Genomic DNA, 14,545 nt, shown 5'->3' on the forward strand with positions numbered 1-14,545 from the left:
CACCCGATTGAAAATTCGGACTTTTAAAACATTTATAAGGGTAAAACATTCGAGATTTTTAGAATATAAACAAGTATAAGAATGACTACAGCACTCAACCCAAGAACACTCTCCCAGTGATAAATACTATAAAGTTCTCTTCTTTTTGGTTTTCTTCCATTTAATTTTTCAAACCTTTTATAAGCTAATTTGTGAATAATGTAACCAACTAACACAAACATAGCTATTGCAGCTATATAATACATCATTTCCTTATAAATTTAATATGATAAAAATAAGTAAAACAAATGACTTACTTGGAAATTAACGAATGATAAAAACATATGTAAAAAGCCTTTCTGTTTAAGAAAGGCATAATCAAATAAATTTGGTTGAACTAAATTTATGGTTTGGTTAATTTAAAATGGTAAACTCACACCGTCTGTTGATATCATACTCCTCATCTTCACATATACCTTCTTCAATACATTTGTTTAGTGGTTGCATTTCTCCATAGCCAATACTCTTTAATCGGTTTCTTTCTATACCTTGACTCACTAAATATTCTAGTGTTGAAGCTGCCCTCCGTTTAGACAAATCTAAATTGTATTGACTTGAACCTCTGGCATCTGTATGTGCTGATACTTCTACTTCCATCGATGAATATTTCTTCATTAAGTCTACCAACACATTCAGAGTAATGGCTGCATCCTTTCGAATATTAGATTTATCATAATCGAAATATATTTTGTCTAACTGAATCTTAACATCACCATCTCCGTCCTCTTTAACGCGTTCTTCGGCATCAGCAAATGATTCTAATGACAAATAAATATTATGGCTAATCTTACCTTGACTATCTGTAGAGAACTCAACATCTTGTGGAATGTATGCTTTTCTTGTACCTCTTATCTTATACTTTTTATTTGGCTCTATTTTAAAAAGATAATCTGCTTTGCTTCCTACAATAGAATCTTGAAGTACATTTCCGTTATCATCAAATAAAGTCACTAATGACCCAGACAATAACTCCTTGGTATTTTTATCTTGAACTAGACCTTCAACCAAATACTTGGTTAAGATATTCTCTTCTCTTGAAAAACTATATAACTGATCATGACCTGTTCTGTTAGACGACATATAACCTTGATCACTCTTTTCATTAATAACATAGGCAAAGTCATCAAAACTACTATTTATAGAACTTCCTAAATTTACTGGTTTATCAAAACTTCCGTTAATAGAATTACTTCTAAATACATCCAATCCGCCATAACCCAAATGACCATCTGATGCAAAATACAACGCATTCAAATCACTGATATAAGGAAATTGTTCCCGGTGTTTTGTATTTATTTTATCTCCTAAGTTTTCTGGCTCACCATAGGTTCCATCATCATTGATAGCCACTTTATAAATATCAAAACTACCTAAGGTTCCGGGCATATCACTTGCAAAATAAAGTGTTTTACCATCTTTACTTAAACTAGGGTGTTCAGTGCTATACGAATTAGAGTTAAATGGTAATGCTTTAACATTAGTCCATTTTCCATCAATTAATTCTGCCTTAAATATTTTAATATGAGCAATTCTCTCTCCATCCACTTTTACCCTTGAACCATTAGTTCTATTAAAATACATAGTTTTACCATCTATACTAAAGGTAGCATTACTTTCATGAGATTTTGTATTTACTTCTCCTGAAAAAGAAGTGATATTTTCTAGTTTACCATCTTCAGATAGTGTAGCACTATACAAGTCTAAATAAGGCAGATTATTCCAACTGTAGGTTGGATTTTCATTGTTCCTGGTTGAAGCAAATACTACTTTATCATCATCATAAAAAGACAAGCCGAAATCACTGGTTGAATTGGTATCATCTAGTATTTTAAGATTGAAAATATGAGGTGTTGTTTTCTTATTCAATTCAACAAAAGTATCGGTATCTACTACTTCACCATAATATTTACTTAGTTGAATATCTGCTTCTTTATATTTTTTTGCACCTTTTAAGGCTTGAGCATACCTAAACCTTAAATCTTTGCTAATAGAATCTCCATATTTAGCTAATAACTCTTTGTACGTATTTATGGCTTTTTCCATATTGAAGTTAAAGTAATAACTATCTGCCAAATTTTGAAGCACCTCTTTTGAACGGTCATTGGTTTCATAAATTTCAACAGCATCGGCGTAAGCTTTCATCTCAAAAAGTTTATGAGCCTTTTTTAAATTGCTATTTTGAGCGAAAGTGATTCCGCTAACCAATAAAAGACCTGCAAGTATATATATGTGTTTTTTCATCTTTTCTGTTATTATTTTAAAAGAATCTAGGAGAACGATCATAACCACCTTTAAGTCCGAATAAATCCACATCAAACAAAATGAAAATTTCATGAGATCCAGAATTAAAATCGCCAAGGTTAGTCGTTGTAAAATCGTAAGCATAACCTATTCTTAAATCTGGTTTCACTCTAAAACTAACTAAACCACTAACGGCATCATCCAACCGGTATCCTAATCCAGCTTCCAGTTTTTCATTGATTAAAACATTAGCTGTTATATCTAAAGCAACTGGTGCTCCCTTAACAGATTTAGCCATAAAGGCAGGTTTAAACTTTAAGTTTGGATTCAAATCAAATACATAACCTCCTGTTAAAAAGAAGTGGATAGCTTCAACACCGGATGCGGTTATACCGTTTTCAGTTTCAATATGCTTTGTAGTAAGCATATTGGGAGCTGATAACCCTAAATAATAATTATCAGTAAAGTAAAAAGCTCCTATTCCTAAATTAGGGAAAGTCTTACTAATATTCTCATTAAAGGCAATATCTGTAGAAGAAGCACCTGACTGTAAGACGAAGTCATTAAAGTTCACATCAAAAAATGTCAATCCTGCTTTTAATCCTAAGGACAGTTTTCCTTCTAAACCAACTGGTAACACGTAGGCAAAATCTGCATACATGTTATTTTCCTGAACAACATCGCCAATATTATCATTGGTAAGTGATATACCTATTTCAATTTTATCATTAATAGGTGTATGAGCAAAAAAGGTTCCTGTTTTTGGCGCACCTTCAATACCAACCCATTGTGTTCTATATAACCCTCCTAAATTTAAAATAGCTTCATCTGCTGTAGCATAAGCAGGGTTTATTACACTCATGTTATACATATATTGTGTAAATTGAGGGTCTTGTTGTCCAAAGCTTTGAAGAGACATAAATGTCAAACCTAACAAAGCAACTATCTTATAATATTTATTTAAATGTTTCATTTTATAAATTTTGCTTTGTTAATCATTATCTATTTAAGTATAATCTGCCTTGTTTAGGCTTATTTACACCATCATTAAAATTGAAAATATAATAATAAACTCCTACGGGCAAATTGCCACTTCCCATTGTACTGGATTGATTAGATTTTCCATTAAATCTGGGTGTACTTGCATTTCCCTTATAAACAATATTTCCATACCTATTATAGATTTCCATTTCAAAATTTGGATACAGAATGTCTAGGTTATCATAATCATAGGTATCATTAATACCATCGCCATTTGGTGAGAATCCGTCAGGCAGTCGTGCAACATCACAACCTGTTAAATCTGGAGTAACTGGTAAACGTGTACTACTTTCACATCCTGTAATAGGGTCTATTAATACGGCATAATAGGTTGTAGCGTTTGAAAGTTCTATAGCACTGCTGAGCGCAGAACCTCCTGTTTCAGAATCATACCAATTAACATTATTAGCATTAGAACTGTACTCTGCTATATTATTTGTAAGATTCATTATTGTGGGTTCATCATTGATACAATACTCCATATTAGTATCTTCCAAAGTTGGTGTTGGTGTATCGCTAACAGTTACATCAACTTGTACAGATGTTGATGACGGACATCCACTAGTGCCTGTTTGCGTTGCGAAATAATCTTCACCATCAATTAAGGGATCTGTTGGCTGTAAAACTATTGTTAAAGTAGCATCTGCATACCACATAATGGTTCCTGTTGCAGATAAGTTTGAATCTAAATCACCGATTGTTGGATTATCAACTTTACAATACGATGGATTTGGATTTATAACTGTTGGCGCAACACTATCACCTACTGCTACTGTTATTATTGCGCTGGCACCTACGTCACAAGGAGTCGTTGGTAGAATTGTATAGGTGTAATCTCCATCTACATCAACTAATGGATCAAATTCCCCTGTCCCACTTGCTAATGTGGGGGACCAAGTTCCTCCTGTGTCTGCACCTCCTAAATAACTAAATAAATCGGTTGGTCCATCTGCAATACATATTGTTACAGAATTATCTGTTCCTGCATTTGCTATTTGTGTAATTGTTACTGTTACCGTACTACTTACAGTACCGCAAGTATTATCTAAAGAATATGTGTAAACCCCTGCAGCATCTAATGCTGGGTCAAAGACTCCGGTTCCACTTGTTAAGATTGGAGACCATGAGCCTCCTATATCTGCTCCCCCTAAAAGAGGAAATAAATCGGTTGTACCACTATCACTACATAAATTAATTGACGCTGAAGTTCCTGGGTTAAAAGATTCTTCTATAGTTAAAACAACGTTAACACTGGCATCTAAACAAGGTGAATTAGCCGCTATAAAATATGTGAAATTATAAGTGCCTGCTGCAAGCATTGTACCATCTAGCGTACTACCTGAAACTGCTCCTGTTCCATCAATATCTTGCCATACTCCTCCAGTATCTTGAGTTCCATCTAAAGTTGTAAATAAATCAATATTAGCATTGTTATTACATTCAGTTATTGGTGTTACTGGATTTCCAGCTACAGGTGTTTGGTTTACAGAAGCTGTTACCAAAGTTCTAATCGAAGATTCACAACCTGTAATCGGGTCGGTTTGAGATGCATAATAAGTTCCTCCATCGGTTAAATCAACTGTATTACTAAGAGGTGTGCCCCCAGTGGCTTGATCATACCATTGTATATTGGTTCCAGTAACTGTAATATCCCCTATAGTTCCAGTATCACAAAATGATTGACTAGGTGATGCTGTTGGCGGTGGCGGGTCGTTTATAACAACCGTTACAGTTACTAAAACATCATCACAAGTACCTATAGATGTAACATCATAGGTAAAATTGTAAGTTCCATCTGCAAGACCATCTACAGTAAGGGTGTTTCCAGACAAAGCTCCTGTTGTATCATCATCATTCCACGTCCCTGTTTGGTCTTCATCTTCTAATAAATCAAATAAGTTAACCGTTTGACCAGCTGTTAATTCTGCTGCGCAAAGTTCTAATGATCCATTAGGCGTTCCCGATTCTGGGGCATCATCAACCGTTACTACAACGGTTGAACTGTTTGAACATCCATTAAGGTCTGTTATAGAATAAGTGAAATTATAAGAACCGACTGATAATAAAGTAAGATCTACATCAGTTCCATTTAAAGCACCCGTAGTATCATCATCTGACCAATTTCCTCCAGCGTCTTGACCTGATAATTGCCCTAATAAACTCAATGGCGAATTAGGTGCTAAATCATTTTCACAAAATGTAGCGGGTGTTGGATTTCCAGTATTTGGTAACGGATTAATAGTAACAGAAACGCTAACTAATACATCGTCACAACTTCCTATAGCGTCTACATCAAAAGTAAAATCATATATTCCTGGAGTATACCCTGATAAATCTACTGAATTTGAAATAGTAGTTCCTGTATTATCTGTTCCTACATACCATGTTCCTGTTTGATCCTCTCCCTCCAATAAATCGAATAAATTATAACTTGAAGGCGCTTCTCCTTCACAATAATCAGGAAAAGAAGATACTAGAATCCCAGATTCTGGAGCAGGTTCAATGGTTATTGTAATTGGTTCTGTATCAAAACAAGAACCATTATCAATGGTGTAATTAAAAGTATATGGGCTCCCTGCAACGGTAAATCCTGTTATATCAATTGAATTTGAAATTGTTACATTGGATGCGTCAGTCCATGTACCACTATTATGATCTTGTGACCCATCTAAGGCATCAAATAAATTAAAAGGAGAATTAGATGCTAAATCGTTTTCACAGAATGTTTGATTTACTGCATTTCCAGCATTTGGATCTTGAAGTACCGTTACTTGAACCGTTGTAGATTCTTCTAAACAAGGGCTAGGCGCTAAATTTTGACTATAAGTAAAATTATAAGTTCCCGGAGTAAAACCACTTAAATCTATAGAGCTTGTAACCACTGGATCTGTGCTTAAAGTTCCTTGTGCCCACTGTCCATTAGGGTCAAAACCTGATAGTAGTGTAAATAGATCAAAACCTATTGGTAATTGAGATTCACAAAAAGTTGCTGGGTTTAACCCTGATGGTATGCCTGATGTTAGAGTTTCATATACGGTTATAGAAACTGATGATATACCATCAGGACACATTCCATTACTTGGTACTGTATATGTAAACGTATAATTTCCACCTGTTAAAGTAGAGAGATTAACAGTTCCTAAATGTCCGTTTGAAGTTGCTATTGGTCCTGACCATGTTCCTGTTGTATCTGGTGTTCCTCCTAACTCATCAAATAAGTTAAAATCACTTGCTGGTAAATTATCATTACAATACTCCAAAGTTCCTGGTGTGCCAGGATCAACAGGGGTATCTATTGCTACTGTAACAGCTACAGGATTACTAACACAAAATATATCATCTACTTGTACATAATACGTATTCCCGTTGACCAATGCTGTTAAAGATGATAACGCTGGAGGTATTGGGTCTCCTAAAGCATCTAAATTTTCGTACCAGTTAATATTTGTTGACGTTGTTCCTGGATCTAAATTACCCACCATAGGATTTCCTGTAGAACAAAATTGCTGATTACTTAGGGGAGTAGGGTCCTGAGGTGAGGTAAACACACCTACTTGCCCTATTTTAATTTGGCTTTCACAACCTCCATTATCTATAAAAACAATATAGTAATTAGCTGCTCCACCAATAAGAGCATCAGTAGTATTTGCCAAGTTTGTCAAATTAAAATCATAGTAAATACTAACAGAGCCTGCCGGCGGGATACTGGCCTGCAACACATCATCAATATACGTTTGAATAGTTGCATTTTCATTACTGCAATAAATTTGATCTAAATTTTGATTAGAAGGACTTAACTGAAAGCTTACACTTATTGGGGCTCTAGAACCACAGGTCCCAGAATTATCATCTGCGTAATAAATTCCTTCTTCAACTAATTCGTTTGGATTAAAAGTACTTCCTCCTGTAGAAGCACTGTACCATACAATACCACTACCATTATCAGTTGCATAGTCTGAGGTTAAATTAGCAAAAGTATAACCAGAGGCATTACAAATAGTAGGGCTGGGATCGGTAATTGTAGGACATTGGGCAAAGCTGGAGTATGATGTCCACAAGAATGTTAAAATAAAGAAAGTTTTTCTAAGAACTTTCTTAAATGAGGGTTTGGTTGTCATTGCTGAAATATTAAAATCAAAGATTACATGTTTCTATTATTGATTGAAAATTATTCTTTCTTTTAAATAGAATTAATCTTACAATTTAATTACACAACGCAATTTAACTGATTTTTTTGTATTTCAACGATATTTTTTTGATTATTTTTTGTTTTATCGAAAAAAATTACATTTAAACGATAAAACCCGCCTATAATAGATGGGTTTTATCGTTTATTTATCAAGAATTTATTTTCTAATGCTGAAGTTCTTCTTCACCTTCTTTTAAGGGAACATTCTGAGGAACAAAGTCTTCATCATGTCCTGGTTTACTATAATCATAAGACCAACGGTACACGTGAGGTATCTCTCCTTCCCAGTTTCCATGGATATGCTTAATTGGTGCTGTCCATTCTAAAGTAGTTGAGCGCCATGGGTTTTGAACTGTTTTCTTACCATAGTAGATACTCACAAAGAAGTTGTATAAATACACTATTTGTACTGCTCCTCCAATTAAAGCAAATATGGTAATAATAACATTCACGTTTGAAACATCATCAAATAATGGGAAGTTACTATTTGTATAATATCGACGTGGCAATCCTGCCATACCAATAAAATGCATTGGAAAGAACACTCCATAAGCACAAACTGCTGTTACCCAAAAATGAATATATCCTAAATTTTTATTGAGCATTCTTCCATACATTCTAGGATACCAGTGATAAATACCTGCAAACATACCGTATAATGCAGAGATACCCATTACCAAGTGGAAGTGTGCAACCACAAAATAAGTATCATGAACATTAATATCTAGAGCACTATCTCCAAGAATAATACCTGTTAAACCACCAGTTATAAACGTAGATACAAAACCAATTGAGAATAACATAGCTGGATTCATCTGTAGATTACCCTTCCATATAGTTGTAATCCAGTTAAATGCTTTTACTGCAGATGGAATTGCAATTAACAACGTTGTAAAAGTAAATACAGACCCTAGGAATGGATTCATTCCTGATACGAACATGTGATGTCCCCAAACAATTGTTGAAAGGAAAGCAATTGCTAGAATAGAAGCAATCATAGCTCTGTAACCAAAAATTGGTTTACGTGAGTTTGTTGCCATAATCTCAGAAACTAATCCCATTGCAGGCAATATAACAATATATACCTCAGGGTGTCCTAGGAACCAGAATAAGTGCTCAAATAAAACCGGAGAACCACCTTGATAGTGTAGCACTTCGCCTTGAATAAATATATCTGACAAGAAGAAGGATGTACCAAAACTTCTATCCATTATTAACAGTAAAGCTGCAGATAGAAGTACTGGAAACGAAATAACACCTATAACAGCAGTAATGAAAAATGCCCAAATAGTTAAAGGTAATCTAGTCATAGACATCCCTTTAGTTCTAAGGTTTAATACCGTTACTATGTAATTTAATGACCCAAGTAATGATGATGCAATAAAGATTGCCATAGATACTAACCATAAAGTCATACCAGTTCCAGAACCACCTTGCGCCATAGGTAATGCTGATAATGGCGGGTAAATAGTCCAACCAGCTGCTGCTGGTCCTGCAGATACGAATAATGAAATCACCATCACCACACTAGATAAAAAGAATAACCAGTATGACACCATATTTAAGAAGCCTGAAGCCATATCACGAGCCCCAATCTGAAGAGGAATAAGTAAGTTACTAAACGTACCACTTAATCCGGCAGTAAGAACAAAAAATACCATGATGGTACCATGAATGGTTACTAATGCTAAATATATATCGGCATCCATAACACCTTCTGGAGCCCATTTCCCTAAAAGTGCTTCAAATATTACGTTTGGTTGCTCTGGCCATGCAATTTGCATACGGAACAACAATGACATAATTACACCAATAACCCCCATAATTGTACCTGTTACCAAGTACTGTTTAGCAATCATTTTATGATCCTGACTAAATATATATTTAGTAACAAACGTTTCTTTATGATGATGTCCGTGGTCGTCGTGTGCGTGAGTATCTGCGTGTGCTGACATAATCTTATATCGTTTTTTCTTTTTTTAAATTAGTTAATTAGAGAGTTTTTAAATTCTTTCTGTTCTTTTAACCATGCATTGAATTCTTCTTCCTCTTCTACTACAATTTTCATTTGCATATTATAATGTGATTTTCCACATATCTTGTTACATATAAGAACATAATCAAATTCATAGCGCTCTAAAGCTTCCTCGCCTTTTGCTATTAACTCTTTACTATTTTCAACTCTAATTTCATTAATATTAGCAACCTTGTCTTTCATTTGTTGTGTTGCACGCATTTCTGCTGTTGTTTTAGTAGGTGTAAAACCAAACTGAGTAATCATTCCAGGCACACAGTTCATTTGTGCTCTAAAATGCGGCATGTATGCTGAGTGTAACACATCTTGTGAACGCATTTTAAACAACACAGGTCTACCTTTTGGTAAATGTAATTCTGTAGTAATAATATCATCTTGCGCATTAGGATCAGCTTCATCTAATCCTAAAATATTAGCACGGTCAATATCAATTAAACGAACATTGGCTTTACCTAATGTGTTATCGGCTCCAGCATATCTTGCTTTCCAGTTAAACTGTTGTGCATATAATTCTATAACAATAGGATCATCACTTTCATCAACACCCATGATATTAATCCAAGTGTTTAATCCGTAAATAATTAACCCAGCTAACACAATTACAGGAATAATAGTCCAGATAGCTTCTAATTTATTATTATCTGCAAAGAATAACGCTTGCTTTCCTTTTTCACCTTTATATTTAAATGCGAAATAATGTAACAAGAATTGAGTAACGGTTTGCACAAAAAAGATGATTACTAATGATATAATCATCAGGTTGTCAATAGTTGGCCCGTGCTCTGAAGCCGAATTTGACAATAAAGGTAAATCGCCCCATTTTACGCAACTTACAATGGTAATTACATAAATGAACGCTAAAAAGCCCATCATCAAATATCCGTTTAAGGAATTATCCTTGTCTGTGGCTACTCCGGGAATCTCATCACCTCCACTCTTAGCTTGTGCCAAATCGAATATTTTAACCATTTGCCAAATGGCGATTAAAATAAATACTAAAACTATAATTGTTAATAAAGCAGTCATTGGTATTGTTCGTCTTTATTTAATTCTTTAATTAATAATGAAAATCTTCGCTTTCTTTTCTAAAAGGGTATCTTTTTACAAGTAATGGTGCTTTTGTTAAAGCAGTAAATACAACAAAAATAAATAACCCAGCGAATAATAATATTGAGCTAATTTCTGGAATCCCGATAAACCATCTATCTCCAACCGTAGCTGGCATAATCATGTTAAATATATCAATATAATGACCGAATAAAATAACCAGACCTGTCATTACAACAAACCAAGGAATACGTTTGTAATCGGCGTTCATTAACATTAATATTGGAAATACAAAGTTTAAAGCTACCATACCCAAGAATGGTAATTTGTAATCATTAAATCTTGCTATAAAATATGTTACCTCTTCTGGTATGTTTGAATACCAAATAAGCATGAATTGTGAGAACCATAAGTATGTCCAAAAAATACTAAATGCAAACATGTATTTTGCAACATCATGTAAATGGTTTTCATTCACAAAATCTAAGTAGCCTCTAGATTTTAGATATAGTGATATTAATGCAATTACCGTAATTCCACTTACAAACATACTTGCAAATACGTACCAACCAAATAATGTTGAAAACCAGTGAGGGTCTACACTCATGATCCAATCCCAAGACATCATAGATTCTGTGTAAATAAAGAATACTAAGAACCCAGCAGCAATACGAAATGATTTTTTAAAGTTTTTATTATCATCTGCAGTGTCTTGAGCAATTGAAAACTTGCGAGAAAAATGGCGGTATAAACTCCAACCAGCTATAAATATGGTGGCTCTAATAATAAAGCCCGTTAGATTTAACCAAGCCGATTTACCTTGGATTAGTTTATCATGTTCTACAACCTCAGGATCCATCCAAATAAACAAGTTGTAATGCCCAATAGTTCCAGAAGCTATGGCAATTAAAACCACTACTATAGCACCTGGTAACAAATAAGAAGTAATGCCTTCCATTACTCTAAAGAGCACTGGAGACCACCCTGCTTGTGATGCTACCTGAATAGCATAAAAAGCTAAAACACCAAGTGCAATCATCATAAAGAAGAATGCAGCAACATACAATGCCGCCCAAGGTCTGTTAGCTATTTGGTGCTGTACATGCTCAATATGTTTTGTATGTTCATCTCCTGCATGAGCAGTTTCTCCATGAGTATCTGAAGCATGTGCATCATGAGATGCTTCGGCATGTGTAACGTGCGTAGCTTCTCCATGTCCACCTCCATGATGTGCTTCGGACTCTAATAAGTGTTCAACTTCTTCAAAAGATTTATGAGATGTCATAAAACCATAACCTACACCTAATAGTCCTAACACCATTAGAATGATAGAAAATGTCTTTAATTTTTTTGAAAATGTATACATATCTATATAATCTTATCTTCTTACTTTTCTAAATCTGCTTTTAACTTTAACACGTATGAAACCACTTGCCAACGCTCATTCTCATTCAATTGGTTAGCATAAGATCCCATACTGTTCTTACCATAGTAAATAGTGTGATAAATACTTCCTGCTGTTATAGCTCTACCAGCATCGTCATAACTTGGAATACCTAATATTTTTTCGCGTTTCACTAAATTACCCTTTCCGTCTCCTTTAGTTCCGTGACAAATACCACAGTAAATTTCATATAACTCTTTTCCTGTAACTAAATCTACTTGGGTAGAATCTAAAGGACTCGTTAGAGTAGCTTTTGCTAAATCATAACCTTCTGTTGTGTTTTCAATATCAAAAGGTATATGACCTCTAGGCACACTACCCTCAGCAGGTAATTGAGCTTCAAGCCCGTTACGGAAAGCAGCTTCACCATAAGTTTCATACCCTTCAGATTCATACATATTAGGCATGAATTGGTAATTAGGAGCTGTATCTTTTTTACATGATACTGCTACAAAAACGATTGCTATTACTAATATTTTAATTAAGCCTTTCATATTACTATATTAATGCGCTTCTTTATCTACTAAATTAATTTCTACAGCCCCAGTTTCTTTAAGTAATTCTTCTAATTCACTTTCATTTCCATGAACTGCTACCTCCATTAAAAAATGGTCATCAGTAGTTCTCGGATCTGGGTTTTCAGCCTTTTTAAATGGCCACATTCTACTACGTAAATAAAACGTAATTACCATTAAGTGCGCAGCAAAAAACACTGTTAACTCAAACATAATTGGTACAAATGCTGGCATGTTTTCTAAATAACTAAAACTTGGTTTACCACCAATGTTTTGCGGCCAGTCTTTTATCATGATAAAATTCATCATGACTATAGCTACCGTTAAACCAACCAAACCGTACATAAAAGCCGTAATAGCAATACGCGTTGGAGCTAAGCCCATAGCCTTATCTAGCCCATGAACAGGAAACGGTGTGTATATTTCTTCTATATGATGTTTCTCTGCCTTAACCTTTTTAACAGCAGACATTAGTACATCATCATCGGTATAAATAGCGTGAATTACTTTTGAAGCTTCCATATGCTACTTTTAGTTTTTTGTTTCTTTATTGTTACCTCCTGAAGTTCTAGCATCAACACCAGTACCCACTAAACTTTTTCCTGCTTCACGCAAGTTCTTATATTTTTCTCCAGAAGATTTTAAAATTGTTTTTACCTCAGCCTGAGCAATTACAGGGAATGTTCTTGAATATAGTAAGAACAATACGAAGAAGAATCCGATGGTTCCTATAAATATCCCTATATCTACAAACGTTGGAGAGAACATTGTCCATGATGATGGTAAATAATCTCTGTGTAACGATGTTACGATAATAACAAAGCGCTCAAACCACATTCCTATATTTACAACAATTGAGATTACAAATGAGAACATAATACTAGTTCTTAATTTCTTGAACCACATGAATTGAGGTGAGAATACATTACAGGTCATCATAGCCCAATAAGCCCACCAGTAAGGCCCTGTTGCTCTGTTTAAGAATGCATATTGCTCATATTCTACTCCAGAATACCATGCAATAAATAACTCTGTTATATAAGCTACACCAACAATAGAACCTGTAATCATAATGATAATGTTCATCAACTCAATATGCTGTACAGTGATATAATCTTCAAGGTTACATACCTTACGCATAATAATAAGCAGTGTATTAACCATAGCAAATCCTGAGAATACTGCACCAGCAACGAAATAAGGTGGGAAGATGGTAGTATGCCAACCAGGAATTACAGAAGTAGCAAAGTCAAACGATACAATAGTATGTACAGAAAGCACTAAAGGTGTTGCTAAACCAGCAAGAACTAAAGATACTTCTTCAAAACGCTGCCAATCTTTTGCACGACCAGACCATCCAAAACTTAGTAATGAATATATTTTCTTTTGAAATGGTTTAATAGCTCTATCACGTAACATGGCAAAATCGGGTAATAAACCAGTCCACCAGAATACTAATGACACCGATAAATAAGTTGAAATTGCAAATACGTCCCAAAGTAACGGTGAGTTAAAATTTACCCAAAGCGATCCAAATTGGTTTGGAATTGGTAATACCCAATACCCAAGCCATGGACGCCCCATGTGAATAATTGGGAACAAACCTGCTTGAACTACCGAGAAAATGGTCATTGCTTCCGCAGATCGGTTAATAGCCATTCTCCATTTTTGACGAAATAATAAAAGTACTGCAGAAATAAGAGTTCCTGCGTGACCAATACCTACCCACCAAACAAAGTTAGTAATATCCCAAGCCCAACCTACGGTTTTATTTAAACCCCAAGTTCCAATACCTGTAGATATTGTATAAATAATACATCCAATTCCCCATAGAAAAGCTGTCAGTGCAATTCCAAAAACAATCCACCACTGTTTATTTGCTTTTCCTTCTACAGGTTTTGCTACATCCACAGTTACATCGTGGTATGATTTATCGCCTGTAACTAAAGGTCTTCTAATAGGTGCTTCGTAATGAGACGCCATAATTATATAAT

The 14,545-nt window shown here is 34.7% G+C and carries 10 protein-coding genes; all 10 read right to left on the reverse strand.

Features of this window, described 5'->3' with window-relative positions; all coding sequences use genetic code 11:
* Positions 1 to 32: 32 nt before the first annotated feature.
* Positions 33 to 248: a hypothetical protein gene (locus tag E1J38_RS03190; protein WP_133355881.1), complete on the reverse strand. Its 216-nt coding sequence runs from the start codon at positions 246 to 248 to the stop codon at positions 33 to 35.
* Between the two features lie 145 nt (positions 249 to 393).
* Complete coding sequence (locus E1J38_RS03195; protein ID WP_133355880.1) at positions 394 to 2,280, reverse strand: OmpA family protein; 1,887 nt, start codon at positions 2,278 to 2,280, stop codon at positions 394 to 396.
* A gap of 16 nt (positions 2,281 to 2,296) precedes the next feature.
* On the reverse strand, positions 2,297 to 3,253 hold the full coding sequence (locus E1J38_RS03200) for a PorP/SprF family type IX secretion system membrane protein (RefSeq protein ID WP_133355879.1): 957 nt from the start codon (positions 3,251 to 3,253) through the stop codon (positions 2,297 to 2,299).
* A gap of 25 nt (positions 3,254 to 3,278) precedes the next feature.
* Positions 3,279 to 7,439 carry a gliding motility-associated C-terminal domain-containing protein gene (locus E1J38_RS03205; protein WP_133355878.1) on the reverse strand — a complete coding sequence of 1,387 codons (4,161 nt, stop codon included), beginning with the start codon at positions 7,437 to 7,439 and terminating at the stop codon, positions 3,279 to 3,281.
* A gap of 235 nt (positions 7,440 to 7,674) precedes the next feature.
* Complete coding sequence (locus E1J38_RS03210; RefSeq protein ID WP_133355877.1) at positions 7,675 to 9,465, reverse strand: cytochrome c oxidase subunit I; 1,791 nt, start codon at positions 9,463 to 9,465, stop codon at positions 7,675 to 7,677.
* A 29-nt stretch (positions 9,466 to 9,494) separates the two neighbouring features.
* Positions 9,495 to 10,571 (reverse strand): cytochrome c oxidase subunit II, encoded by a 1,077-nt coding sequence (locus tag E1J38_RS03215; protein WP_133355876.1) that lies wholly within the window; start codon positions 10,569 to 10,571, stop codon positions 9,495 to 9,497.
* Positions 10,572 to 10,602: 31 nt separating this feature from the next.
* On the reverse strand, positions 10,603 to 11,958 hold the full coding sequence (locus tag E1J38_RS03220; RefSeq protein ID WP_133355875.1) for a quinol:cytochrome C oxidoreductase: 1,356 nt from the start codon (positions 11,956 to 11,958) through the stop codon (positions 10,603 to 10,605).
* A gap of 20 nt (positions 11,959 to 11,978) precedes the next feature.
* Complete coding sequence (locus E1J38_RS03225; RefSeq protein ID WP_186525807.1) at positions 11,979 to 12,530, reverse strand: c-type cytochrome; 552 nt, start codon at positions 12,528 to 12,530, stop codon at positions 11,979 to 11,981.
* Between the two features lie 9 nt (positions 12,531 to 12,539).
* On the reverse strand, positions 12,540 to 13,073 hold the full coding sequence (locus E1J38_RS03230) for a DUF3341 domain-containing protein (protein ID WP_133355874.1): 534 nt from the start codon (positions 13,071 to 13,073) through the stop codon (positions 12,540 to 12,542).
* 9 nt (positions 13,074 to 13,082) lie between these two features.
* Positions 13,083 to 14,534: an NrfD/PsrC family molybdoenzyme membrane anchor subunit gene (gene nrfD, locus E1J38_RS03235; protein ID WP_133355873.1), complete on the reverse strand. Its 1,452-nt coding sequence runs from the start codon at positions 14,532 to 14,534 to the stop codon at positions 13,083 to 13,085.
* Positions 14,535 to 14,545 lie beyond the last annotated feature (11 nt).

It is taken from the genome of Seonamhaeicola sediminis (assembly GCF_004358095.2).
Taxonomy (GTDB): domain Bacteria; phylum Bacteroidota; class Bacteroidia; order Flavobacteriales; family Flavobacteriaceae; genus Seonamhaeicola; species Seonamhaeicola sediminis.

What these genes read in the sequence shown, in the direction of transcription:
- E1J38_RS03190 (WP_133355881.1), bottom strand. Translation starts at nt 248, where the DNA reads ATGATGTATTATATAGCTGCAATAGCTATGTTTGTGTTAGTTGGTTAC.
- E1J38_RS03195 (WP_133355880.1), bottom strand. Translation starts at nt 2,280, where the DNA reads ATGAAAAAACACATATATATACTTGCAGGTCTTTTATTGGTTAGCGGA.
- E1J38_RS03200 (WP_133355879.1), bottom strand. Translation starts at nt 3,253, where the DNA reads ATGAAACATTTAAATAAATATTATAAGATAGTTGCTTTGTTAGGTTTG.
- E1J38_RS03205 (WP_133355878.1), bottom strand. Translation starts at nt 7,439, where the DNA reads ATGACAACCAAACCCTCATTTAAGAAAGTTCTTAGAAAAACTTTCTTT.
- E1J38_RS03210 (WP_133355877.1), bottom strand. Translation starts at nt 9,465, where the DNA reads ATGTCAGCACACGCAGATACTCACGCACACGACGACCACGGACATCAT.
- E1J38_RS03215 (WP_133355876.1), bottom strand. Translation starts at nt 10,571, where the DNA reads ATGACTGCTTTATTAACAATTATAGTTTTAGTATTTATTTTAATCGCC.
- E1J38_RS03220 (WP_133355875.1), bottom strand. Translation starts at nt 11,958, where the DNA reads ATGTATACATTTTCAAAAAAATTAAAGACATTTTCTATCATTCTAATG.
- E1J38_RS03225 (WP_186525807.1), bottom strand. Translation starts at nt 12,530, where the DNA reads ATGAAAGGCTTAATTAAAATATTAGTAATAGCAATCGTTTTTGTAGCA.
- E1J38_RS03230 (WP_133355874.1), bottom strand. Translation starts at nt 13,073, where the DNA reads ATGGAAGCTTCAAAAGTAATTCACGCTATTTATACCGATGATGATGTA.
- nrfD (WP_133355873.1), bottom strand. Translation starts at nt 14,534, where the DNA reads ATGGCGTCTCATTACGAAGCACCTATTAGAAGACCTTTAGTTACAGGC.